We start from the raw sequence: 23,953 nt of genomic DNA on the forward strand, positions 1-23,953 counted from the left end.
ACGGCGCATCTTTCCATGCGCAAGCAAGGATTCTTGCGCCCCAGAGATTCTTACAATATTAATGGGGTTTTTGTATATGTCGGCTGCTGCCATCACATCATTTCTGACTGTCGTGATGCTGTCTATTGTTGCTTTTGTTGCCGTGAGTGCCTGGCGTGACCATCAACGTAATAAGCAGATGTTTGCCGCGCAAAATCGTCTCCCGGCTCACCCCCTGGATCGCCACGTGACCGCTATTTTACACCTGCATGATGGGCAGATTGTCTCCGTTGAGAAGCCTACAGGCGCGCTCATGCCTGTTTCGAGGCCGTCGTCCTGGTATCAGCATCGTCGCTCGCTGGTTTCGCTGGGTGTGCTTGTGCTTTTTGTTTTGGCACTCTTCGTGCAGACGGGGATCGCTGGCGGTAGCGTCAAGAGCTTCTCGCAGGGTCTGAGCCTGGGCCTGTTTAATACCTCCGCCAATGGCGATAAAGCGTATGAACCCACGAGCCATGGTATGCCTACTAGTGCTAGCTCGCTCCTGGTGCGAGTCGATTCGGCTGACCCTCATCAGTATGCCAACCTGTATCAACTCCAGGTCTGGAGCTACTCTTCCTGTTCAGGGATTGCCTTAGAGATGGTGATGAATGCCTATGGGCGTCATCTTATCGCCTCTGATGTGTTGACGCAGGAGCTAAAACTGGGGGTGTGGGACGTCAATCTTGGCCTTTTGCGCGAAGAGGGAATCGCGATGACTGCTGATAGCTATGGCTTCAATGCCAGCGCCGGTCGGACGCGCACCCTGCAACAGGTCATTGAAAGCGCAAATAGCGGCGCTCCGGTCATTGTCAGCGTGCGCGATTCCTTCTATTTTCCAGGTGGTCACTTTTTTGTCATTCGCGGTGGCGATAGTCAGAATGTCTATATTGCTGATTCTGCCCCCTCAAACTTCACACATATGCCCCGTGCGATGTTTGTCGGAATGTGGCAGACCTTTAGCGCCGTGCTCACTCCACGCGAGTAGATATGCGCAGTGTATATCCCTTGCAGGGAATGCCTCTTATGAGAGAAGCGCCCTGGCAACCTTCAGGCTGCCAGGGCGCTTCTCTTTACTTGTATATTGGTAGGTTAGTAGATGAAGACGCCGGTATATAACTGGACGAAGTCATAGACCTGGCTGGCGTTCTCCTTGGAGAGGTTGACGCAGCCGTGGGAGCCTTGCGAGGAGAAGGAGTCACCACTATCGTCAGCGTGGGGGAAGTTCGTTCCCGGGCCATAGTTGACACGCCACCAGCTATCGTGGATGAAGTAGCCTTCGCTATGGTACTGCATTGCGTAGTTGATGGGTGTGTCAGGGTAGTAGTCGGGATTTCCTGGTTTTACCCCCGATTTAAAAACGGTCGGCGCTTTTTTGCCCTCTACCCACCAGGTTCCTGGTGGGGTTGGCTTATTGGGACGTCCAGTCGTGACCAGGAAGGCCTTGACCAGCTTCCCATGGTCGTAGAGGCGCATAGCCTCTTCACTCAGTGAGACAACTACGACTTTGCTGTCCATCTTGTTATAATGTTTGAGCATGTCCATGTCGCTCTGGTGGACCTGATTGTAGGGTGTTTTGTCGGCGCTGGCTTTTTTCATTTCCTGAAAATTGTACAGGTACATCTGCTCATTCTCGATGGCCTGCTGGTAGTCAGCAACGTTCTTCGCGGCGTCCAGGTCATCTTGAATCCACCCACCAATACCCTTGGAGCCATATTCAAAGCCCAGTGGGTAGTTTGTGTTGTCGTAGGTGTCATGATAGCTATGCCCGTTGCCCCAGTCACTGACTTGTTTGGCCAGGTTCTGTTGCAGATTCTTACTCTCGGCTTTGAGCGCGTTGAGCTGAATGGAGGCAATCTGGCTGTTAAGGGTATTCAGGGCAGTCTGGTAAGCAGACGCCGATTTGGCACTGTCGAGTGCCTGCTTTGATGCACTAAATTGTTGGTCATATGTGGTGGTATCGCCACCCGATTGCTTCATCAGGGTGATCCATTGTTGAAAGGTTTGCAGCTTGGTATCGCCTTGATTCTTGAGCGAGGTATCAACCGTTGGCGTGGAAACGCTCGTCCCCGTGGTCTGATTCGCGGAGTTGGGCAGGCTGCTACACGCGCTCAAAAAGAGCAGACCAAGAACGATCACACCTGGAAGTAGCCTGGTGAGCCGTCTGTATCTCTTGTCTTGATGATGGCGTTCTCTATTGTGCATGGCCCCCTCTATCTCTCTAGCCAGCCTATCTGGCTCTCACATAGAAACATATGTATATATATGAATATTCGTCAATGGGAGCGTATCTGACACATCTCTATATATACAAGCGTACCTTTATCCTGCGGGGAAGAACAATGAACCACTTCACAATAATTTTGTGAGAATGGCCTCATGTAACTCTTTGGTTCCGGCAACGACCAGTGAATAGCCCTCGGTCAGATTCTGGATTGGACGCAAAGGGTTTCCCTGGTGATCGCTGACAACTCCCCCTGCCTCTAACACGATGCTGGCGGAGGCAAGGAATGATTCCCCCGTGACGACATCTCCCACATCTATATAGGCGTCGTATGTGCCGCTGGCGACATAGACGCAATCAATGGCTGTGCTTCCCGTACGGCGAATCTGACTGGTCGTAGGCGGCTTTGTCAGAAGATTGCGTACCACGCGTTCATCGCGCTTATCCAGGTTTAAACCCACCAGGCTATGTTTAAGACTGGTAGCATGACTGGTCTGGCAGCGCAGGCCATTGCGGAACGCTCCCTTTCCACGCTCAGCCTGGTAGACGCTCCCATTAAAGAGATCTCCCACAAGTGCCCATTGGACGTGCTCGGGCACAACCGGGGCGTCAATAGGGAGGACTGCCATGGCCACGGCTGCGATCATAATGCCGCGCGCCACGTTGGTAGAGCCGTCAATGGGATCAATAATGATCCGATACTGGACGTTGTCGCTGGTGGAAAGGGTTTCGCGTTCTTCCGTGACGATTTCAAAGCCATGCCCACTCTGGATCAGACCTTCGATAATAATATCTTCCGCGTCCCGATCGAATTGCATGGTCGTGTGCTTTGAGGATTGGTGATAGACTCTGGCTCTATCCCGGTCAAAGCGTTCGGTTTGCGAGTAGTGTCGCACCTGGCGAAAAAGTTGCTCTAGCAATTCAAGCATGGCTATTTTTGTTATTCCAATTTCTGACTACGTACATAGAAACTGCCTATGTATGCTCATTATAGCATACGACCAGGATTAGCCTCTCTCTATGTAGTATCAAGCCATTGAAGATTTTAGCCGAAGTTGCTCTCTTTTGCTTGTAGCGTATATAGCCTTTTATAGGGGTAGTGCAGCGTGTGTTGCTGGAGTCGCTGGCTGGTGGTGGTAATGGCCAGCTCACTCTTGTCGCAGGCAATCCATCTCCGTTTCAGGTGCTCTGCCACGATTGGCGTGACCCCACTGCCACAGAAGCAGTCCATGACCAGGTCGTCCTCCTCGGATGAAGCCAGGAGGATGCGTTCCAGGAGCGCGGTGGGCTTCTGCGTGGCGTAGCCTGTACGCTCGGGATCGCGCTGGTGCAGATGGCTGATATCGCTCCAGACATCGCTGGGAGGAATGAGCGTATCTTCGCTATATGTATAGAGCTTTCCCGCTGACTTGATTGTCCAGCTAATCTGTCCATTTGGCCCCACGACCTGGCGCATATGGTTGCGTTTCTGCGCTCCACGTCGTTCACCGATGCGCTCTTTATGGAAGCAATAGTCCCCGGACTTGGTGTAGAACAGGATGGTGTCATGTTTGCGCGTATAGTAGCGCCTGGTCTGTCCCCCGCTCTGGTAGTGCCAGATGATCTCATTTTTAAAGCCTCCCCCATTGCCCTGAACGTTGAAGCCAAAAATTTCATCCAGCATTACTTTAACGTAATGGCTGGTGCGCCAGTCGAGATGAAGGTACATGCTGCCAGTCGGGGCAAGGAGTTGATGGAGGGTCTGGAGAATGGGATAGAGCCATTGCAAGTAGGCATCGATATCATTGTTCCAGGTGTCGCTATAGGCCAGTTGCTCTTTGCGGCCAAAGGTGCGCCCGGTCATAAAGGGTGGGTCAATGTAGATGAGGTTGACCTGGTCATGAAAGAGTGGGAGGAGAGCTGGCAAGATATCCTGGTTATCACCCCAGATGAGCCGGTTAGACCATCCAGGCTCATTATTGACTTCTGATGTTTCGTCCATGGTAATCAACTCAATGGGCGGGCGCGAGGTCGCTAAATTGCTCCCCTCCGTGTCACCAGTTTGCTGCTGTTTCTTTTTCCATACCAGTTCGGCCATCTGCTCTTGCTCCTGCTCGCTATGCTGTTCTTTTTTTGCCTTCAAACTGTACCATATGTCACCTGACTTGAAAAGGATGAGAGAGGGCTGCCTATAGCCTCTTTGGGCTATGCCTCTGCATAGATAGGCTGCAATGTAGTGACATGCTCTGATATAGTTTGTATCGATGTGTTTATTGTTATGAGCTCCAACCGCTGAACTCTCTAAATGTAGATGTTGAGGTTATTTGCTATGCGGCGATCTCTCTCTCTGACGATGCTTATTTTGGCTGTGGGTCTGGTGTTGCTTCTAGCCGCCTGTAGCCCAAAGAGTGGCTCTGTGCCTTCTGGTATCCCTGATACTGGCAATGGCACTCCGGCTGTGCTTGTTTCGCCCACCCCTACGCTACAGGCGGCTTCTGCTGGCTCAAAGGTTGGCTTCTATACCTTTGTGCGTCAGAATCAGCTCTGGATGGCGCTCAATAGCGAAAATGCGACTCAGGTAACTCATTTCGACTTCTCGCAGGCGCCGGAGGTGTTCTGGCAGTCTCCTGCCTGGTCGCCTGACCATAAACACCTTTCTTATCTCTTTAATGCTCTACCCGCGGGTGTTGGTGGTGGTGGCTGCCCCGAGCCAGACTATACCGCTACCAGTAGCCTGTATGTGCTTGATACCAGTACCCAGCAATTGACGTCCATCACCCTGCCCCAGGTTGCGACAGATGCCAGAGCGGAGGGAAAACCTCGTAGCGATTCCTGGCAGTACGCCTTCTGGGAGGATGCGCAACATCTCCTGGCATGGTACAATGGCGTTACAGGAAAAACAAGCAATGCTGCGGGCCTCTACCGCTATGATTTGCAGACGCATAGCCTGATTAAGGTCGTTTCGAGCGAGCAGCTTGGCGCAACCTCGCCTATCAATGCTCAGCAGGGGCAGTCGATGCTGCTCTCATTGCGCTATCGCCAGGGACAGCTCTATTATGAGACGGTAGAACAGCCTGGGCAGCAAGATAGCCGCCTGGCGATTTATCGTCTGTCGGTCAATGACCCAGGTGCGCCGCGCCAGCAGGTCGTGGAATTAGGCAAGGAGACCTGGTGTGCTGGAGGACAAAGCAGTGCGCTAACTCAGCCTGGTTGGGATATCTCGCCCGATGGGACGAAGCTCGTTGTGCAGAAGATTGAGAACGGAACGCCGGGTCAGGAGGCCAGCTCGCTCGATATTGTGCCGGTTGATGGAAGCGCCACGCAAAAGGTATTTTCGCAAGCGCCTGCGACTTTTCTGGCCCAGAATGCGTTGCTGCGTTGGAGTCCTCAAGGGAACGCTGTTGTGGCCTCCGAGCGGCATCATATTACTGGTCAGGGGCCTTACCTGGTATCCCTCAATCACCCACAAGAGACCCAGGCGTATGCGCCTTTCGTCTCAGGAGCTGTCTCCTGGCGCAGCGATGGGCAGGCCTTCGCGCTACAGAGCAGTGAGGCCGCCGAAGGTATGGCGCCCTCTGACGTCTACTTGTTTGCTCCTGGCGAAAAGAACGCGCGTCTCTTAGAGAAAGATGCCCGCGTGTTCTCCTGGGGATAAAAAATTTCTTGGGATAAAAAATTTCGGGGATACGTTCGCATGCAATTAGTAATTCTGTCTTTGCTCAGTATTATTGCATATATTGGTGGTTTAGTACTCATCTTGCGCATCTCTCCCAGGCTATTGGGCGCGGCCTTTGATGAGCCGCGCTTTATGGGGCTGGCCATTCTTGAAATCCTGGGTGCTATTCTGATGTTTGGCGCGGTGGTGATCACCTTTGCGGTCTTTAATGGCGCTTTTCCTATACGCGTCCTGGATTTTGTCTTCCTGGTAGGTATTTTTATTGTCTCGGCCAGGGTGGCTCTGTATAGTTTTCAGCCACCGGCCCATATATTGCGTCGCACGCACCGGGTCTCGCGCATTATTACAGCCGCCTTTGGTATCTTCCTGGCGCTAGCGGCCATCTTCTACGTCGTCCAACTCTTTACCGCCAGTTAATTAGTAGTAGAGAAGCATAAAACGCCCGGCAGCCTCTGGCTGCCGGGCGTTTTATGCTTCTCCTACTTTTACCCTACAAAAAATGCTCGAACCAGGCAATGGTGCGGCGCAGGCGATCTAGTCGTTGCCTGGGTGTACCCACGGCTGGCCAATCCATCAGATGACTGGTGTTGGGATAGCACACCAGTTGCACCATCTGCTTGCGCTTGCGCAACTGCACAAACAGCTGGATCGATTCGCTGGTGGGACAACGCAGGTCGTTCTCGGCATGCAAGAGCAAGAGCGGTGTCGTGATGCGCTCGACATAGGTCAGTGGCGAGCGCTCGTGCTGTAGCTCTGGGCTTGTGAGCGAGAGGTTGAACCAGAGTGTCTGATCCGAGAGCATGCCGGCATGCGTAATATCGCTGATACCGTTGCGGCTGACGGCAGCCTTAAAACGCCCAGTTTGCGTAATGGCCCAGTTTGTCATATAGCCACCATAGCTGATGCCGCCAATGCCCAGGCGTTCACCATCAATAGGTTCGTTCGCAATCATGGCATTGGCACCAGCCATGAGGTCCGCGAAGTCGGCGCCTCCCCAATCGTTGAGGACCGCGCGGCAAAACTCCTCGCCATAGCCAGCACTACCCCGTGGATTGGGGGCCAGGACGGCATAGCCTCGCCCCGCCAGGACCTGAAATTCATGGACATAGCTATCCCCCAGGCCAGGGAGGGACCACCATGTGGTGCCAGGATGAGTGGCGCACGTCTCCCCTGTTCAAGCGTTGGTAGGTAGAGCCAGCCCTCGATCTCCGTCGTGCCATCGCCCCCTTCCAGGTCACCTTTTTCGGACGAAGTAACTGGCGCTGGCGTAGCAGTGCGTCGTTGACGCTGGTGAGCTTGCGTAAATTTTCGCCATTCCCGTCCATGCCCCAGACATCGCCGGGGGTAAACCAGTCCGCACGCACCAGGGCGATGGTCTGCCCGTCGCGTGAGAGTTGGGGCGAGAGGTATCGTCCATTACCGCGCGTGAGCTGTTCAATCGTATTCTTTGCGAGGTTGATGCGGTTGAGGTGAATCTGTCCATGGGTCTGTCCTGGAACCAGGAGCGCTTGCCCATCCGGGAACCACTGAGGTGCTACGAGGTAGTCGGTGCGTAGCTCATCGATAATCCACATCTGGGAGTTGATGTCTTCGGCTCCCGTGACGGCAGGACGTGGCGCCTCTTGCCCGTTGGCCGCGACGATCCAGGGGGAGATATTGCTCGCCTCTGTCTGGTCGGGTGAGCGCAAGTAGGCAATAGACCCGCCATCAGGCGACCAGGAAGGCATCTGGGCTAGCTCTTCCTCTGGCGTCAAACGGCGCAGTTGCCCCGTAGCCAGGGTCAGCACCCAGAGGGCCGCGCTCACGCTCAGGTCGGGATCGGCCCGGCGATTGGCGCTAAAGACGATCTCGCTGCCATCTGGTGACCAGCAGGCCTGGGTGAGATCGACTGGCTCGGAGGTGAGGCGGGTCGCCGTGCCGTCCAGCCCCAGCAGCCAGAGCTGTTCATGTCGACCATGCTTATAGCCTGAACTATCCCAATGACTGGCCAGGCGCATTACGACATAGGAGGTCTCTTCTCCCTGTCCCGATCCTTGCTCGTCAGCAGCCTTCCAGGCGCTGTGGGCGAGAAGTATCGCGCCATCGGGTCGCCAACTATACTCGGAGACACCGAGGGGGAGATTGCTTAGCTGGTGGGCCTCGCCGCCCCGCAAGGGAAGGAGATAGATCTGTGGTGTGCCCTCTCTATCGCTTAAGAAGGAGAGATAGCGTCCATCGGGTGACCAGCGAGGCGCATAATCATGCTGTGTGCCACTACTGACTTGCCAAGGAGACTGGGTCTTGCCACCCCTGCTCTCTACGATCCAGATGGCGCTGCTCGTGCTATTGGTCTCCGTATCGCATTGGAGCACACTAAACGCGATGCGTTTGCCATCGGGCGAGATCTGTGGCTCCCCTACTACACGTAATTGTGTCAGATCCTCAATACTCATAAAGGGAAGGGCTGGCGTCGTGGTGGCTGGCTGCTCTTTGGGGGCAGGTGTAAAGGCTTCAACGGGAACGCTCACCGTTGCCGGGGTCTCTTCGGAAGCGCGCAGTGTGGGTGACACGGTCACCGCGCCCTCGCGATCCTCCTCCGGGGGGATCGTAGGTGAAATGATGCCTGCCCCTGGCTGAGTTTGTTTCTCCTCTCGTTCTAGTGGCAGATCGACATTGGTTGTGGGTTCTGCCGGATTCTCTATCGTGCTTGCTGCTGCTGCCTCATCGTCCCTGGTGGAAGATGCTGCGTTCTCGTTTGCTGGGCGTTCGGGGACGGTGCTATCGCCTATGGGATGGATAGTAGCCTCATCGATGTTTGGCTCGCCTGAAATGGAGTGCTCTTGTTCCACGGTGCGTGTTTGCCCTCCTGGAATTGTTGGATCATCGGGTATTTGTATAGGACGTGGCGTTGTATGTTCAGTATTTTCGGCCATTGGCTATTCCTCATCTCTTTAAAAATTTGCATCTCTATCTTCAGGATAGACGCGTGTAGATGGCTGCGTATGTAGCCTGGCGTGATAAAGTGTGATGTTCTTTCTCTACGCATATTTACGGTGGGTACACGAAGAAGTTGTGAAGAGTGGCTGGTTAATATGCTATGATACAAACTGTTGCCACCAGAGGTCGCTTTTCTCTATTTGGTTGCGTCTCTGTATTGTTGCCTCTCTCCGACTAAGGGGAGACTGCGTCGCCTCCGCTCTGGCGCGTAGGGAGGGAATAAATGATCGTTCGCGATATTATGTCTACCAATCTAACGACAGTCGCCCCAGATGCTACGCTTGCCCACGCTGTCAATTTGTTGCGCCAACATGGCTTCCATCATCTGCCCGTGGCGCGTGTGCGTCATATGGCCGACCCAGAGTCAAAGAGCAAGAAGAAGCATAAGACGCTGCTCTTGCTTGAAGGCATGCTGACCTCTCACGATATCGATATGCAGGCGGCCCTCGCGCGCCAGGAAGCCTCCAGTAGAGCGCTGCAACGCTCCTGGCTTGAGCGCCGCGTCGTGGAGGTCATGCATCGCGCCTTGATTCGCGTGACGCCAACCACGAGCGCCCCCTCTGCCGCGCAGATCCTGGTCGAGCGAAACTTGAACTATCTGCCCGTGGTCTCCTATGAGCAGCTGGATGGTGAGAGTAAGGCGGTCCTGGTAGGCCTGGTAACGCGTAGCGATCTCCTGGTGGCTCTCTCTCGTGCCATGGGAGCCTTTGAGCCGGGAATGCAACTGACTTTGACGCTGCCCTTGGGAGACATTACGCCCCTGGCGCGCTTCCTGGATATTGCCTCGCAGATGCATGTGCATATCCGCAGCGTGCTCGCGGCCCCTGCCGAAGGTGGAGTGCCCTCCCTTGCCGTTGTGCGCCTAGGTACAATTAATCCAGCTCCCCTGCTGATGCGCTTGCAACAGGAGAGTATTCAATATGCATTTGGTGCTTCGCCAGCAGAAGGGGATACGATTCATGCCGAATGAGATCACGCCATCGACCAGCACGCAGGCAGACAACAACTCCACCTTGGCTCGCTTACTCTTCGATACAGAGGAGTTACATTACAATTTTGGCCCTCAGCATCCCTTGCAGCCAGCACGCTTAAGAGCCCTGATGGATCTGCTGGAGTGCTCTGGTCTCTGGGATTCCAAGGACGAGCATACCCGTTTGCCCCTGCGCCAGGCTACTTATGAAGAATTGAGCCTGGTGCATGAGCCTGAGTATATCCAGGCCGTGCAACGCCTGAGCCAGCCGCTGGAGAACGAGAGCAACGCGAGCCAGCGTGAGGAGCGTCAGCGCCTGGAGTTACGCTTTGGCTTTGGCGGCGATGACACACCTGCTTTGCCAGGAATGCACGAGGTTGCTGCGCGCATTGCTGGGGGAACGCTGGTTGCGCTATCGACGGTGATGGGCCTGCCAGAAGGAGAGAGCTTGCCGGAGCAGGAGCGCCCCCTACGCGTCTTTCATCCCTCGGGAGGTCTGCATCACGCCTGGCAGGACCGGGCCTCAGGCTTTTGTGTCTATAATGACGTGGCCATTGCCATCGCACACGTCCTGCAGGCCAGCGAGGCCAAGGTGCTCTACATCGATTTTGACGCCCATCATGGCGATGGTGTACAGCGTGCCTTCTATGATGACCCTCGCGTGATGACGATTTCGCTGCATGAGACGGGGCGCTATCTCTTTCCAGGGACTGGGGATGTCCTGGAGACCGGGAGTGGCAGTGGGCGCGGCTTCGCGGTCAATGTGCCGCTGGAACCCTTCACCGAAGACGACTCCTATATTGAGATGATGGAATCTCTACTCTTGCCGCTGGTGGCGTCGTTTTCGCCTGATGTAATTGTGACGCAACATGGTTGTGATACCCATGCCTGGGACCCGCTGACACACCTGAGCCTGACGATGCGTGGCATTCGCGCCCAGGTCAAGATGGCTCGCCGCCTGGCGGATGTATATAGCCAGGGGCGCTGGGTAGCCGTCGGTGGTGGTGGCTATGCGCTCTATCGCGTGGTTCCACGTGCCTGGAGCATGGTTTGGGCCGAGATGACGGGGCAGGAGCTGCCAGAGATGTTGCCTGAGTCGTGGGTTGAGCATTGGCGTCCTATCTGGCTCGCGGTCAGGGAGGATGATGAGGCGGCGCAGTCGGTGATGGGGAAATCCTCCACGCCACATGATTTTCCACTCACCTTTATGGACAGAGTGGAGCATTTTCCCGCTCAGCCACGACGGATGTCGATCAGCAGCACCAATCGTCACACGGCGGCCCTGGTGCGCCACCTGGTGATTCCCCCCTCGGTGCGCCAGGCCTTCCCTGCTGGACGCCATCGCTCCCCCTGGCGGGCCTCTTCGACCTCCTCCATCTCAAGCGAGATTCCACGACCTCGCCCTCGCGTAGTCGCTCGTTGGAGACCCCCAGAGGCCTTTTACTCTTGCGTGACTTCTGCCCGGTCTCGCTGGTGGAGCGTTTGCGGCCCGACCCCGGCTTGCGCACCTTTGCGCGTCTGCCCGAGCGCGAGCATCAATTACTGCTCGATATTGCGCGTAGCCCTGATTGCGCGCTAACCCTGGCTCATACTCCCCTTGGAGCCATTGTAGGCCAGGTCACCATTGCCCCGCCGATGAATGGTGGGAGGGCATTGAGAATCTCTATGAGGTCGCGATTGAGGTCAGCTCCGATTGGCGCGGTGCGGGTATTGCGCGCAATATGCTGGCTTTTGCCCTGGAACTGGACGCCCTTGAAGATATGATTCTCTTCGCCATTGGCCTCTCCTGGCACTGGGATACGGAGAGCCTGGGCATTTCTGTCTATCGCTATCGCGAGCTGATCTCGCGCCTCTTCGGCTCGCAAGGCTTTATCGAGTATCCCACCACCGAACCCAATGTCAGCATGGAGCCAAGCAACGTCCTGCTAGCTCGCATCGGCAAGCGCGTGGACAAGCGCACCGCGAACCAGTTCCTGAGCCGTTTACTAAGCTCTCCCAACCTCGCACGCATTTAAGTTTTTTCAGAAAACACAGCACAAAGCTTAAGCTCAGCTAGCAAAACTTAAAAATTGCTTGGGCAAAGGCCTCTTCACACCGCTGAAGGGGCCTTTTTCTATCCTTCCTGCTTGCGCGTAAATGCCTCTATGTAACGGTGTAGCTAAATGTTCCAAGATGTGTTATTTGGCTGTCTTAGCACATCCGAAGTCTCGCAATAGTTAACGATCTGTATCTCTTTGGGATTGGCGCTTCGTACTATATGTAGTTATCTTGCAGTTCCAACCTCATCCCGCCCCTGGGGAAGCTTAGAGATCGCTTAAAGAACGATTAGAGGAAGATTAGGAATCGATTAAAATCTCTCTAAGCTTAAGCTTATGTGGTCTTAATGTTGTTAGTTTACGCTTAAAGTCGTTTATAGCAGAGTTTATAAAACCCAAAAATACTTGAATTCCCAACCTGAAGAGGCTACTCTATAGGGGACAAAGAGAAAGCGAGGTTGGAACAAGAATGCAAGTACGTGAACGCTCTAAATCCCAGGCGAAGAATGAAGCCGCTCAAATTACCGATGGTATGCTCGTCCAGCGCACAATGGCTGGCGATCAGACTGGTTTTGAAATGCTGGTCAGCCGCTATAACGTGGCGCTGTTTAACTTTATCTGCCACTGCCTTGGCGACTATGACCTGGCAAGCGATATTCTTCAACAGGTTTTCTTGCAGCTGTATATTTCCATGCCAAAGCTGCGCACCGGCGAGCCTTTGAAGGCATGGTTATTCCAGGTCGCGCGTAATCGCTGTCTCGACGAGCTACGCCGCAAGCGTGCGATTCACTTCTCCGAGTTGGAGTCTTCCAGCGACGATGATGATCTTTCTCCGCTGGATATCATGCCCGACAATAGCCCACTACCTGATGAGACTGCTGAGCATAATGATTTGCAGCGCGCCCTGCGTCAGGCTATCGACAATCTCCCTCCCAAGTTTCGTTCGGTTGTCTTACTGCGTTATGCTGGTCAGTTGAGCTTCTCAGAGATTGGCCGTACCCTGAAAATGCCTGAGGCGACCGCGAAGACCTACTTCCAGCGTGCACGCCCATTGCTGCGCCAGGCACTTGCGCTCCAGTGGCAGACATTGAAGGCTACTATCTAAGCTAATAAAGGAATTTTTAAAAATTAGATAAGAATGCTTGGAAATCTGAAACTCCTTTCTTATGTTGTTCGTGATATGCTTAGAAGCAATACATACGAACAAAGAGGGAGCAGATATGGACAAGCAGTCATTTGATAAAGATTTCTTCAATGCAGATATTGTAAATAATGTCGAGAACGTTGATGATTTCATGGCGGATGATGAGTTTGACAGGCTCTTTAGCCAGCTTGAGCAGATGGAGCCGCCAGCGGGGGTTATTGAGAATATTCTAAATACTGTCTCGCGTTTGCCTCTGCCTCAGTATCTCTCGGATGAGGACATTGAAGAGGCGATGAAGGCGCTACGTTCGTCGGAGCAGGAGCCTGAGGACTCGATCCTGGTTTCGCTCAACGGCCTGGTGGCGCCTACTCCTCACCTGCAGCACTCATAGGTGCTGGCTAAAAGGGGGTGGGGTATGAGAAAAAGACCCAGACTCGTGCTGATTCGTTCAGGACCATGGATGCTGCCACATGCAGAAATTTCTTGCGGCATCCATGGTTTCTTTCTTATGTTTTTGTGGTGTTTTTTTATAAATAACCAAAACAGCCGGTTTCTAAGCCATTTCTAAGCTTTTTGCTCAAAGCTTGTCTATCTGGCTTTCTAGAAACCGGTTGTGTATCTGTTCCAGGCGAAAGCGCTGGTATATTTCCTCATCAAGCGATTTGGTCGCTCAACTTCCCAGTGACGACGAGCCAGCGAATAAACTCCAGACGACGCTTCGTAGCTGCGGCCTGTTGCTTCTCTTTCTCCGCGTGGAAGGCACGCAGTTTACTCAACTCTACTACTTCATTCTCAGCGAAACCACCCTTGCGCAGGATATCTCGATCTTCCTTGCGATCCATATGAACCTCCTTAGTGAGAATCAATGGCTTACGAATTGGGTGCGACCATCAGCATGCGCTGCACCTGTTTGAGGAGTGAGGGCATGGTGTACGGCTTTGCCAGGTGGTCGAGCGTCGCTCGGCTTTCTGCATGGTCTCGTAACTGTTTGCGTACCCCCACAATCGCGCTTGTCGTCAGCAAAACCGGGATGTTGGCGCGGTGTCGCAGGAAGTGTAACACCTGCCAGCCGTCTAAGCTGCCAGCCAGTTCGATGTCGAGTACGACCATATCAGGGAGACTGCTCTGCAAGAAAGCTATGGCATCCTCTCCATTGTGTACGGTGATAACAGTAAAGCCATGAGTTGCCAGGAAATTCGCTTCGAGGCTCGCAAGATCAAGATCGTCCTCAACCACTAAGAGATGCTTGAGAGGCTTTTGCATTGCCAATACTTCTTTTGTCGGTTGGGCCAATACTTGTTGCAGTGCCTGTGCTCCTTTTGACAAGCTCACATGGTCGTCACGACCAGTTTGGTCACTCGCCGCTTGTTTGTTGTGCATATCACTTGCATCCCGCTGAGGTGATGATGTACCGCTAGGCGGTGCGTCGACTGGTGCGACGCGGAGGCGCGAGTTCTTCTGCCTCCGTTTTTATAGTGTACCCGAAAAGGGGTGAGAAAGACGTAAAGATCAGACCCGTTCTGTGAAAATGGTGTGAAAAAATATTGAAATGTATGTGACTGCGCCTGATCTTGGTTTAGGGCTGTGAGGGGGTACCCTGGGCCTCTGCTTCCAGGTTGCTTTCGGCATCGGGAGCAGGCACATAGTAGCCTACCCCCAGTTCATTGTGCAGGAAGCGTGGATTGGCTGGATCTGGCTCCAACTTTCGGCGCAGGTGACGGATGAAGGTACGCAGGTAGGTGTTCTCCCCGCTATAGTCTGGTCCCCACACGCGCTGTAGCAGTTCGCGGTGGGTGAGTACCTTACCAGGATGGCGTGTAAGCTCGCAGAGCAGGTCATACTCAGTTGGGGTGAGATGTACCTCCTGCCCATTGGCAATGACCTGCCTGCGGGCAAAGTTGACCTGGAGTCCATTCTGTCCACCATAGCTATACCCTGGACGCTGCTGCTCTGCCACCGCATTGTTGCGCAGTCGGTCCGTCTCCTCGCTCCGCCTGAGCGCGACGCGTATGCGCGCCAGTAGCTCGTTTAAGCTAAAGGGCTTGGTGAGATAGTCGTCGGCACCCATGTCCAGCGCCTTGATCTTGATTGGCTCCTCATCATGGGCCGAGAGGACGATCACGGGCGCCTTGCTCCATTCGCGCAATCGTCGCAGAAAGGTCAGGCCATCCAGGGAGGGTAGCGACAGATCGAGCAACACGAGCTGGGGCTGGAAGATGGCGGCTACATCGATGGCTTGCGCTCCATCGCGTACGGCTTGCGTTTGAAAACCACGTGCCTTGAGCTGCGCAGTCAGAAAGGTACGCATCTGGGCATCATCTTCAATACAGAGTATACGCGTCTTTTTTTCGCTGGCTGCCATGTTGTGCTTTCCCTTCCCAGACCGGTATAACCTTGGTAGGGACCAGCTTTAGCGCGTCCGAATGCCATGTATGGCAGTGCGGCGCAAGCCATTCTTTGTCTGGGAAACGCGTCCACCCCGATGGCGAAACAGAAGCGTTTTTGGCTAGCGCCGAAGTGCGATTAATCGCCTTCGGACGCGCTAAAGCTGGTCTCTACCGAAAAAAAACACCTATCGCTTGCATTGCAGATCGATTGAATTTACTAGGGTTCTTTCCACATTATTTTGTCAAACTCCATGAGCAGCGCCGGGCCACCTCTAATGTTTCCCTGCTGGCTGTGTCACGTAGAGCGGAAGCGTGAACGCGAAGCTGGCTCCCTGACCCGGGCTGGTGCGGAGTGTCAGCTTGCTGCCATGGGCCTCGATGATGCCCCGGCTGATGTAGAGCCCTAAGCCTGTGCCAGGGCTCCAGCGCGCGGCGCCACGTTTGCGTGTAGGGGTAGGCTGCCCCTGGGAACGATTGCGCATTGCAGCGAAGGTGTTAAAACGCTTGAAAATGGCTCTCTGTAGCTCCTCGCTCATACCCGGACCGTGATCGGTGACGCGTAGGGTGACCCCTGTCGCGCTTCGCCGCTTCCCACCCCTGACAATTTCCGCCTCTAGCTGAATTATATCGCCATCCGGGGCGTAATTAAAGGCATTACTCAACAGGTTTGTGAGCACACTCATAATCAACTCATAATCGCCTTCTACTGCTGGTACCTCTGGGGGGACCGTAATCTGTAACTGGCGGCTGGAACCCAGGATCAGGGCCTCCAGGCGTTCTTGCAGGTCTTCAAAAAGCTCTGGGATGATGATTGGCTCCTGGTCAAGCCGTAGCGCTCCCGCTTCCACCCGCGAGGCATCCAGAAAATGGTTGACCATACCTACCAGGCGCTCTACTTGCTCATCTGCGGTTTGCAGATAGCCTGATTGTTCTTCCTGGGTGAGCTTGAGATCGGGCGTCAGGAGTGCGCTCAGGTGGGCGCGAATATTTGCCAGGGGTGTCTTCAATTCATGGGCCATAGTATTGAAGAGGTCTTCGCGTGCGCGCTCCAGGGCCTTGGTTCGGCTGATATCATGCATTACAACAACCGCGCTGGTGATGGCCCCCTCTGGTGAGAGCATTGGCGCCGCATTGACGAGCATACACGTGATTGAGCCATCTTCATGCGTCATATTCAACTCGGCCTCGCTGGCTCGCCCTTTGTGTAGCGCCAGGTACATAGGCTGTTCTTCATACGGCACCACTTGCCCGGTTGAGTTATACATGGTGACGCTACGTAGCAAGGTGTCGTAGCAGAGCCCAATGGCGTTCTGAGCTGCCTGGTCTGGATCATCAAGAGGCTCTAGGGGCAGGCCCATCTTTTGTAAGAGCTGGATGCCGCGCTGATTGATGAGATTGATGTGCGCGTCCGGGGCATTGACGAGGAGCACGCCTGAGGGCATGCGGGTGAGCAGGAGTTGCAGGCGAGCATTGGTTAGCTCCTGGTGAGCCTTGGTTTGCTGAAGGGCTGTGTTGCGTTGGGCCAGTTCAGCGGTCCGTTTAATGACCTCGGCCTCGATGCGCTCCATGGCTGCAGCCTCTTCGCTGATGTCGTGGTAGACAATGATAAAGGCGAAGATATCGCCCGAGTCATCACGAATAGGCGTATAGGAGCAACGCAGGGTGTAGCTCTCTCCACCAGGACTGATGAGTTTCATCTCATCGATGATGCGGTTGCGCGCGCGCTCCTCCAGGACGGTAATAAAGTCCGGACTGGCCGTGACTTCGTGTGGCAGCAGTGGCACGCTGCGTGCTACCAGTTCCTGGATAGAGAGGCCCTGGATCTCCTCGCCCCAGCCAAAGAGTTGACAGGCCGCAGGATTGGCATCGGCTACACGCCAGCGGGGGTCAAAGATGACGATACCATCGGGAATCGCGCGCATCATATTCTGCTGCTGGTGTGCCTGGCGGTTCGCGGTCCTGGCCCAGTTCTCGATACCACGGAAGAGGCGCGCGTTATGAATGGCCAGCCCGGCCTGTTGCGCGAAGCGCTCCAGGAGCTGGACCTCCTCAGCGGGGAAGCCCCGCGCTCGCTTATGGTAGACCTCAATGGTGCCCAGGATGCTGCGGGTATTTATATTTATATCGGGTGTTGTCGCAGGCTGAGCTGGTGCGACGGTATCTCCTTCGTAGGGAACATGAATGGGCACACACAGGGCGGAGCCAGGGCGGCAGGGTGTGCCATGATCATCGATCAACGGCAGCTCCAGCTCGGGTCGGGTACTGGTATTGGGAATGATTAGGGCGTGACGGCTCGCGGTTACCTGGGCTAGCAGGGTGTGCTGACTCTCCTCGGGCACCCACTCATAGGACATGGAGTGGATGCCCTTGCGGGCGGCGATGCGTATAAAGCGTAAAGGTCGTGCTTGCGCTTCAGGCGTTTGGGCCTGGCTGCGCTCTTCCTCTGTCGTGGCCTGCTCGGTGAGCAGAATCGCGCAGCGCTTGGCGCCGATCATCTCGTTCAAGGCTTGCAGGATGCCATCAAGCACCTGGGGGAGGCCCGTGGGGCCAGCGATGACCGCCGAGATGTTATGAATCGCGTTCAAATGCAGGCGAGAGCGTACCTGCTCCGTCACATCCTCGAGCGTGATCAGGAGCATTGGCCGCGCCTCCTGCCCATCATAGGACACGCGCACATACTCTAAACCCACCTGCCAGTAGGTCCGTCCACGCGTCTCTAGCAGGCCCTCATAAGGGACCTCGGTGTAGCGCAGAGCGTGATGGGTATTGGCGACCTCTTGCAGACGTGGTAGGGCCGCCGCAAAGACTTCTGTGGGGAGAATCTCGCGTATATGTCGTCCACGCACCTCCTGATAGCTGCTCCATGGCTCGCTCATCAGCGTGCGCAGGTAGGAATTGGCATAGCGAATATCCAGGGTATGGGCATCAAGCAGTGCGACCCCACTGGAGAGATGCTCCAGGATCGGCTCTAGTTGCATAGTTGGTACTAGTTCCATCGATTGGTGCTTCCCTGCTGCTTGTTCTCCAGAGGCATACAATTGACTGTTGGTTTTCGGCTCCACACGCACCCTACCTTCCTCATCCACAACATGCTTGCTAAGAAGTTATACGAGCGTTCTACGAAATGTATAGGAAACAACAGTACAAAAGATGTCGCTATTTTCCCTTTCGTTGCCACCTAAAAAATGGTATAAGCTAACCTGGGACTGTCGCATCTTCTATTGTACCATGAATACTCATGCCTTTGCATGGCACACTATGTACCTCTTGCCGCCGGCGAGCCATTCAACTTCTCCTCTCCCAGCATCTGCTGCCTGACTGGATCGCCAGGGAGGCGCGTTACGACAGCAATTTCGCGATTCGAGAGCTGATTTTGAAGTATTAGAACACGTTTGCTGGCGTAACCCCCCTTTGTGAATCCAAAAATAAATGCGAATCAATCGATTTGGTAGGTATAACCATACTTTTCTTGTAAGCGACTTATGGATGCCTAGTCGCGGAAGTTAGCGCAGGGAACCTTTGAGCGAACTAACAGGTACTTACAAACTCCAAGTAGGAAGGAAAACAAACTATGAAACCAACTAATAACGATAGTTAGGCGCGAGAGAGAAAGCTTTCCGCAGGGAACCTTTGAGCGAACTAACGGGCACTTACAAGCTCCAAGCAGGAAGGAAAACAAACTATGAAACCGACTAATAACAACAGTCTGGCGAGAGAGAAAAAGCTTTCCGAACAGCTTGTGGATTTTATAGATCTGACAGATGAAAATCTGGAAGAGGTTGAGGTTCCTGGAATTGGTCGTATTCAGGGTGCCGGCTGTGGTTGCCATGGCTGTGGTTGCCATGGCTGCGGCTGTGGCTGGAGTTGTGGAGGCTGGAGTTGTGGAAGTTGTGGAGGCTGGAGTTGTGGCAGCTGTGGCTGGAGCTGTGGAAGTTGTGGAGGCTGGAGTTGTGGCAGCTGTGGCTGGAGCTGTGGCAGTTGTGGCAGTTGTGGAAGTTGTGGCAGCTGCGGCAGCTGCGGAAGTTGTGGAAGCTGTGGAAGTTGTGGAAGTTGTGGCAGTTGTGGCAGCTGTGGCAGTTGTGGCAGCTGTGGCTGGAGTTGTGGCAGCTGTGGAGGCTGGAGTTGCGGAAGCTGTGGAGGCTGGAGTTGCGGAAGCTGTGGCGGCTGGGGCTAAACTTGCCTGACCACAACAGGGAAAGTTAGCTGGCTCTGTATATATCAGGTAGCAGAGCACTGTTGAGATAACTTTCTCTCTAGAAATGGGATGCTTTTCAGTCCTTGTTCAGGATCGTTAAGATCCTGAACAAGGACACCCACAAAGGGGAATGAAATCTATGTCAATGCGAAATATGCAGCCAACCTGGAAGGCAGATACTTACTGTGTCCCTCTGCCTGATGGCGTCTATTTACGTGGAAACAATAACCGCCTCATTCTGAAAGGAAAAAGCTTATATCTGCTCTTACAACAACTCATTCCCCATCTCAATAGCAACCTGACACTTGAAGAAATAACAGAAGGCCTGGATGCAGATAGAAAACGGATGGTGACGAATCTGATCGAGAAATTGTTAGCCCATCATTTTCTTACTGATAGCAGCCAGGATCAAACACATACGCTTCACCCGCTAGAGCAAGAAAGCTACGCCTCAAACATTGCTTTCATTGAGTCGTTTCAAACGTCGGCCGCCCACCGTTTTGAAGCATTTCGTGATAAGCATTTTCTGCTTGTCGGTGATGGGCCTGCTTGTGTTTCGCTCATCCAGGCAAGCCGCCAATGTGGCATAAAGAACGTTAGCGCAATCGCGACATCAGAAGACGAGCTTTTCCGCCAGGAAGCGCTGGCTTTGTGTGCAAGTGATGCTTCGGCAGAAGATGTGCATGTGATCGATCCTCTCCCATGGGCTAACGAGGCGGAGGTGCGCCATACTATCCAGGCTTATGACGCCATTCTTCACATTGCACAAAGCCCCATGCTAGCACGCGCGCAGCTCTTAAACAGGCTGTGCATTGAGGAGGGGAAAACGCTGCTCCAGGCCATCACGGTTGATGATCATGCCTGGATTGGCCCGCTGGTATGTCCAGAGACTAATGTCTGCTGGGAATGCGCATGGCGACGCCTGCAAGCTAATCTGGCTGATGCAGACCAGCCTGCACACTATGAATTTCGCGATCTGCCACTGCCCTCTAGTAGCCAACTTGCCGTCGCGCAGGGATCTAGCATACTTGCCAATCGACTTCTCTTTGACGTATTTCGGCATTTTACGCAAGCTGGCCCTACGGAAACTGGCGGAAAGATAAGCGCACTTCACACTCAAACGTTTCTGAGTGAGAGCCACACCTTTCTGCCGCACCCTCATTGTCAGGCCTGTCAACATACTACTGCCCAAACCGCATCGCAGTTCCTGGAGCAGATGCATAGCGTGCAGCAGCAGGAGCCAGTTGATCCGGACCGCTTCCTGGAAAAATTTGCTCATTGTGTTGATGCGCGCGTGGGACTCTTTACAGCGGTTGAGAACAGTCACTTTGTGAGGTTGCCTCTCGCGGTGTATAAGGTCAAGATATCTCATTTCCTATCCAGGGAAGATCACCCGGAAACCCTCAGCGTTGTTGCTGCAAGCATTGATACAAGAGGCGCGAGAACGCGTGTAGCACAAAAAGCCTGTGAGCGCTATGCGGCCAATTGTGTAGACCAACGACGATTGCTTTCTTTTGAAGCGGTACAACAAGCGGCTTTGCCTACTATTGCATCCGAGCAATTGTTTGCTCTAAATGCGTCCTCTTCAGAAGGTGAGATGTGGACCTGGGCGCTGGATTTGCAGACGCAACAGCCCGTGCTTGTGCCAGCGATCTCTGTTTTCTCTTCTTCCTGCGAGCATGAGCGAGGAATTGGGTCCGGAATGACCTGGGAGGAAGCGATCTGCCAGGCACTGTTGGATTGGTGTTGCTATCTCACAGTCGCCCGATTGAAGACCGTCCAGCAGCCATATCCCCAGATTGACCTTGAGAGGGCATGCTCAACTCCAGCAGGGGCCTACCTCTATCGCCAGCTCAAAGCAGCGGGTGAGCAGATCACCGCTTACGATATCACTGGCCCGTTAGGTGTTCCAACCTTTGCTGTATGTGCCGGTGAGAAGGCTATTACATACAGCACACATTGCGATAGCGCCCTGGCCTTGAACAGGGGACTGGAACAAGCATTGCAGCAGTATCAGGCCATCCACTTTCAACAGCCTGCATACGCGCTAAGTCCTGTCCCAGATTTTGCTGTCAATCTACGCGGTGATCAGGTGCTTGTGCCAGATTACGCATTGCCAGGTGCATGGCCAGCCAGGAGTGAGTGGTTATTACAGCAATTGCAGAAGAATGATTTGCAAGCGTTTGTTGTGCTGTTGGATCATGATTCGTCCCTGATTCAGGTATTGCCATATATTGTGCGTGTGCTTTTGAGCGGAAGAGCGTCGCAGGAGGAGGGATAATCTCATGAGTGAGAAGCAGAACTACTCGATTGGGCTTATTGGGCAGGGACTCATCCACCAGCAGGTGAAACGTCATCTTGAGAACACATATCAAATCATGCCTTTGGCGACAGAGAGTTCTTCCCAGCAATTGGCAGCGTGTAGCATCATTGTGTACTGCAGCGATACCTGGGCGCCCAGAACGCTCCGGGCGCTCAATCGGCGTTGTCTGCAAGCTGATGTAGCGCTGCTTCCTGTGTATACGCAATTTGATGAAGGTGTGCTTGGACCCTGTGTTGTTCCCCACAAGCAGGGATGCGTAAGCTGTGCCGAGCTACGTAAATTAGGGGCCGCGTCCTTTGAGGGTGATCGTGAGCTTCTGCACCAGTATCTCTCTCATGAGCGAGAACCAGTCGCCTCACAGCCCTGGCTCTCATCCTTCAGTCTGGAGACATTGGCAGCGCTTGCCAGCAGGGAAGTTGCCATGTATTTGCAGCGATCAGGCCAACTTCAGACGGAGAGTGCTCTGTTCACTCTCTCACTGGCAACGCTAGAGTGCTGCAGTCATGCGTTCCTTCCATTTCCTGCCTGTCCTGACTGTGGACAGCTTCCCAGAGATGAAGCTGATCAGGCAGTCATTGAGCTCCAATCGCGGCCTAAGGCGGATGTGTTTTCCTACCGTATCAGTCAGCCAGCAGCCACACCCGAACAGATCCTCTCAACGTACGTTGAACCGCAGACGGGGCTGATCTCTACGCTTGTCGTAGAGAATGCAAATCTTTTGCCGACAGCCTCATCGCATCTCTTCTCGGCTGGGGAGACAATGACTGGCACTGGCTGTACGCTGCGTCCCGAACAAAGTAAGGTGGTTTCTGTGCTGGAGGCCATTGAGCGTTATGCTGGCTCGCGTCCCAGAGGGAAACGCACCACAGTGCAAGCGAGCTACAACCAGCTCGTCCGAGACGGGCAACCGGTGCTTGATCCCACTATCCTGGGACTGCATACTTCGGAACAATACGAGCAGCATAGGCAGACTCACGCCTGTCGTCAATTGATCCCATATCATCATGATCTGTTATGCCGTTGGGTGTGGGGGTATTCCTTCCAGAGGCAAGCCCCTCTCCTCATCCCAGAACACTGCGCTTATTATAGTGTTCCCGCAAGCAAAGACAATCCAGTTTTTGCCTTCGAAATATCTAATGGTTGTGCGCTTGGGAATTGCCAGGAAGAGGCGATCTTCCATGGCATGCTCGAAGTAGCTGAGCGCGATGCTTTCTTACTCACGTGGTATGCTCGGCTCCAGGTGCCGCGCCTGGATCTGCGCTCGCTTGATGATCCTACGATTCGTTTGCTTATTGAACACCTTGAGTATCATTCAGGGTATACGATCCGCGCTTTTAATATCACCCTGGATCACACGGTTCCCTGCGTCTGCTTGTTATGCGTCGATGAACAAAATCGAGACGAGATGCCAAAGGCCTTTGTCGCGGCTGGTTCGCATCCTCATCCTGAGCAAGCCATGTTAAAAGCACTGCGCGAGTTTGCCATGTTCCTGGCTTTTCCGCGCCGGTTGAATCAACATAACAGAGCCGAGGCCCTGAAGCTGCTCGCGGATTCGAATCTGGTGCGTAACATGGATCAGCACCCACTGGTATACTACCTTCCGGAGGCCTTTGAGCGGTTAGACTTTCTCTATCACACGCCACGCCAGCAAACCTTCCAGGAGGGATTTCGTGATTTTTATGCGCAACCGTCAGAGTGCCTGGACTTGCGCGAAGACCTAGAATCACTCACTAGCTACTATCTCAAGCGTGGTATTGATATTATGGTCGTCGACCAGACCTCGCCAGAACACAGTGCTTGTGGCCTACACTGTGTGAAAGTGCTCATGCCTGGGATGCTTCCCATGACCTTTGGGCAGTCTAATCGCCGCATTACCGGGTTTGAGCGTTTGCAGCAACTCCCATATACGCTTGGCTATCAGAGTCACCCGCTAACAGAGGACGAGATAAATCCATATCCCCATCCATTTTTCTAGCGTCTGTTCTACCATGCCAAAGCAAAGAGGGCTGAATATGTATCGGCCCTCTT

20 protein-coding genes are annotated in these 23,953 nt (G+C 54.0%); 11 read left to right on the forward strand and 9 right to left on the reverse strand.

From position 1 onward, the window contains the following. The first annotated feature begins 76 nt into the window (after positions 1–76). Positions 77–1,003, forward strand: a complete 927-nt coding sequence (locus tag JMJ04_RS18745; RefSeq protein WP_201371954.1) for a C39 family peptidase — start codon at positions 77–79, stop codon at positions 1,001–1,003. Positions 1,004–1,107: 104 nt separating this feature from the next. Here JMJ04_RS18745 and JMJ04_RS18750 read toward each other — a convergent pair whose 3' ends face one another. From JMJ04_RS18750 to JMJ04_RS18760, 3 genes are all read right to left on the reverse strand, one after another. Next, the gene (locus tag JMJ04_RS18750) at positions 1,108–2,220 is read right to left on the reverse strand and encodes a L,D-transpeptidase (RefSeq protein WP_201371955.1); all 1,113 of its coding nucleotides are present in this window, start codon (positions 2,218–2,220) and stop codon (positions 1,108–1,110) included. A gap of 147 nt (positions 2,221–2,367) precedes the next feature. Beyond that, positions 2,368–3,168: an inositol monophosphatase family protein gene (locus JMJ04_RS18755; protein WP_007904804.1), complete on the reverse strand. Its 801-nt coding sequence runs from the start codon at positions 3,166–3,168 to the stop codon at positions 2,368–2,370. A 116-nt stretch (positions 3,169–3,284) separates the two neighbouring features. Next, positions 3,285–4,361 (reverse strand): DNA methyltransferase, encoded by a 1,077-nt coding sequence (locus JMJ04_RS18760; protein WP_201371956.1) that lies wholly within the window; start codon positions 4,359–4,361, stop codon positions 3,285–3,287. 186 nt (positions 4,362–4,547) lie between these two features. On the opposite strand from JMJ04_RS18760, the gene JMJ04_RS18765 reads away from it, so the two are divergent. After that, positions 4,548–5,873: a hypothetical protein gene (locus tag JMJ04_RS18765; RefSeq protein WP_201371957.1), complete on the forward strand. Its 1,326-nt coding sequence runs from the start codon at positions 4,548–4,550 to the stop codon at positions 5,871–5,873. A gap of 39 nt (positions 5,874–5,912) precedes the next feature. Then, entirely contained in the window at positions 5,913–6,311 is a 399-nt protein-coding gene (locus tag JMJ04_RS18770; RefSeq protein WP_201371958.1) for a hypothetical protein, read from the forward strand. Positions 6,312–6,384: 73 nt separating this feature from the next. Here the strand turns inward: JMJ04_RS18770 and JMJ04_RS18775 are convergent, their stop codons facing one another. Together JMJ04_RS18775 and JMJ04_RS18780 are read right to left on the reverse strand one after the other, a co-directional pair. Continuing rightward, the gene (locus tag JMJ04_RS18775; protein WP_201372393.1) at positions 6,385–7,014 is read right to left on the reverse strand and encodes a prolyl oligopeptidase family serine peptidase; all 630 of its coding nucleotides are present in this window, start codon (positions 7,012–7,014) and stop codon (positions 6,385–6,387) included. Then, complete coding sequence (locus JMJ04_RS18780; RefSeq protein ID WP_201371959.1) at positions 7,004–8,806, reverse strand: DPP IV N-terminal domain-containing protein; 1,803 nt, start codon at positions 8,804–8,806, stop codon at positions 7,004–7,006. Before JMJ04_RS18780 ends, JMJ04_RS18775 begins: the two co-directional genes overlap by 11 nt. 287 nt (positions 8,807–9,093) lie before the next feature. On the opposite strand from JMJ04_RS18780, the gene JMJ04_RS18785 reads away from it, so the two are divergent. The 5 genes from JMJ04_RS18785 (at position 9,094) to JMJ04_RS18805 (ending at position 13,411) form a co-directional block, all read left to right on the forward strand. After that, a complete protein-coding gene (locus JMJ04_RS18785; RefSeq protein WP_201371960.1) occupies positions 9,094–9,840 on the forward strand; it encodes a CBS domain-containing protein in 747 nt (248 codons plus the stop codon). Further along, positions 9,830–11,419: an acetoin utilization protein AcuC gene (locus JMJ04_RS18790; RefSeq protein ID WP_201371961.1), complete on the forward strand. Its 1,590-nt coding sequence runs from the start codon at positions 9,830–9,832 to the stop codon at positions 11,417–11,419. The genes JMJ04_RS18785 and JMJ04_RS18790 overlap by 11 nt, the downstream gene beginning before the upstream one ends. Further along, a complete protein-coding gene (locus JMJ04_RS18795) occupies positions 11,409–11,855 on the forward strand; it encodes a hypothetical protein (protein ID WP_201371962.1) in 447 nt (148 codons plus the stop codon). Before JMJ04_RS18790 ends, JMJ04_RS18795 begins: the two co-directional genes overlap by 11 nt. Before the next feature lie 490 nt (positions 11,856–12,345). Beyond that, positions 12,346–12,981 (forward strand): RNA polymerase sigma factor, encoded by a 636-nt coding sequence (locus tag JMJ04_RS18800; protein WP_201371963.1) that lies wholly within the window; start codon positions 12,346–12,348, stop codon positions 12,979–12,981. Between the two features lie 115 nt (positions 12,982–13,096). After that, positions 13,097–13,411 carry a hypothetical protein gene (locus JMJ04_RS18805; RefSeq protein WP_201371964.1) on the forward strand — a complete coding sequence of 105 codons (315 nt, stop codon included), beginning with the start codon at positions 13,097–13,099 and terminating at the stop codon, positions 13,409–13,411. A gap of 262 nt (positions 13,412–13,673) precedes the next feature. Here JMJ04_RS18805 and JMJ04_RS18810 read toward each other — a convergent pair whose 3' ends face one another. From JMJ04_RS18810 to JMJ04_RS18825, 4 genes are all read right to left on the reverse strand, one after another. Next, entirely contained in the window at positions 13,674–13,862 is a 189-nt protein-coding gene (locus tag JMJ04_RS18810) for a hypothetical protein (RefSeq protein ID WP_007904785.1), read from the reverse strand. 28 nt (positions 13,863–13,890) lie between these two features. Continuing rightward, complete coding sequence (locus tag JMJ04_RS18815) at positions 13,891–14,400, reverse strand: response regulator transcription factor (protein WP_201371965.1); 510 nt, start codon at positions 14,398–14,400, stop codon at positions 13,891–13,893. 196 nt (positions 14,401–14,596) lie between these two features. Next, entirely contained in the window at positions 14,597–15,382 is a 786-nt protein-coding gene (locus JMJ04_RS18820) for a response regulator (RefSeq protein ID WP_201371966.1), read from the reverse strand. Positions 15,383–15,679: 297 nt separating this feature from the next. Then, a complete protein-coding gene (locus tag JMJ04_RS18825) occupies positions 15,680–18,403 on the reverse strand; it encodes a sensor histidine kinase (RefSeq protein ID WP_201371967.1) in 2,724 nt (907 codons plus the stop codon). A 765-nt stretch (positions 18,404–19,168) separates the two neighbouring features. Here JMJ04_RS18825 and JMJ04_RS18830 point away from each other — a divergent pair. From JMJ04_RS18830 to JMJ04_RS18840, 3 genes are all read left to right on the forward strand, one after another. Further along, entirely contained in the window at positions 19,169–19,591 is a 423-nt protein-coding gene (locus JMJ04_RS18830; RefSeq protein WP_201371968.1) for a hypothetical protein, read from the forward strand. A 150-nt stretch (positions 19,592–19,741) separates the two neighbouring features. Beyond that, on the forward strand, positions 19,742–21,883 hold the full coding sequence (locus tag JMJ04_RS18835) for a TOMM precursor leader peptide-binding protein (RefSeq protein ID WP_201371969.1): 2,142 nt from the start codon (positions 19,742–19,744) through the stop codon (positions 21,881–21,883). A gap of 4 nt (positions 21,884–21,887) precedes the next feature. Beyond that, complete coding sequence (locus JMJ04_RS18840; protein ID WP_201371970.1) at positions 21,888–23,900, forward strand: TOMM precursor leader peptide-binding protein; 2,013 nt, start codon at positions 21,888–21,890, stop codon at positions 23,898–23,900. Positions 23,901–23,953 lie beyond the last annotated feature (53 nt).

It is taken from the genome of Ktedonobacter robiniae (assembly GCF_016587375.1).
In the GTDB taxonomy this organism is placed as follows: Bacteria; Chloroflexota; Ktedonobacteria; order Ktedonobacterales; family Ktedonobacteraceae; genus Ktedonobacter; species Ktedonobacter robiniae.

Coding starts and splice junctions, on each gene's coding strand:
- JMJ04_RS18800 (WP_201371963.1), top strand. CDS start 12,346: ATGCAAGTACGTGAACGCTCTAAATCCCAGGCGAAGAATGAAGCCGCT.
- JMJ04_RS18765 (WP_201371957.1), top strand. CDS start 4,548: ATGCGGCGATCTCTCTCTCTGACGATGCTTATTTTGGCTGTGGGTCTG.
- JMJ04_RS18770 (WP_201371958.1), top strand. CDS start 5,913: ATGCAATTAGTAATTCTGTCTTTGCTCAGTATTATTGCATATATTGGT.
- JMJ04_RS18820 (WP_201371966.1), bottom strand. CDS start 15,382: ATGGCAGCCAGCGAAAAAAAGACGCGTATACTCTGTATTGAAGATGAT.
- JMJ04_RS18785 (WP_201371960.1), top strand. CDS start 9,094: ATGATCGTTCGCGATATTATGTCTACCAATCTAACGACAGTCGCCCCA.
- JMJ04_RS18835 (WP_201371969.1), top strand. CDS start 19,742: ATGTCAATGCGAAATATGCAGCCAACCTGGAAGGCAGATACTTACTGT.
- JMJ04_RS18805 (WP_201371964.1), top strand. CDS start 13,097: ATGGACAAGCAGTCATTTGATAAAGATTTCTTCAATGCAGATATTGTA.
- JMJ04_RS18790 (WP_201371961.1), top strand. CDS start 9,830: ATGCCGAATGAGATCACGCCATCGACCAGCACGCAGGCAGACAACAAC.
- JMJ04_RS18810 (WP_007904785.1), bottom strand. CDS start 13,862: ATGGATCGCAAGGAAGATCGAGATATCCTGCGCAAGGGTGGTTTCGCT.
- JMJ04_RS18830 (WP_201371968.1), top strand. CDS start 19,169: ATGAAAATCTGGAAGAGGTTGAGGTTCCTGGAATTGGTCGTATTCAGG.
- JMJ04_RS18745 (WP_201371954.1), top strand. CDS start 77: ATGTCGGCTGCTGCCATCACATCATTTCTGACTGTCGTGATGCTGTCT.
- JMJ04_RS18780 (WP_201371959.1), bottom strand. CDS start 8,806: ATGGCCGAAAATACTGAACATACAACGCCACGTCCTATACAAATACCC.
- JMJ04_RS18825 (WP_201371967.1), bottom strand. CDS start 18,403: ATGGAACTAGTACCAACTATGCAACTAGAGCCGATCCTGGAGCATCTC.
- JMJ04_RS18815 (WP_201371965.1), bottom strand. CDS start 14,400: ATGCACAACAAACAAGCGGCGAGTGACCAAACTGGTCGTGACGACCAT.
- JMJ04_RS18840 (WP_201371970.1), top strand. CDS start 21,888: ATGAGTGAGAAGCAGAACTACTCGATTGGGCTTATTGGGCAGGGACTC.
- JMJ04_RS18750 (WP_201371955.1), bottom strand. CDS start 2,220: ATGCACAATAGAGAACGCCATCATCAAGACAAGAGATACAGACGGCTC.
- JMJ04_RS18755 (WP_007904804.1), bottom strand. CDS start 3,168: ATGCTTGAATTGCTAGAGCAACTTTTTCGCCAGGTGCGACACTACTCG.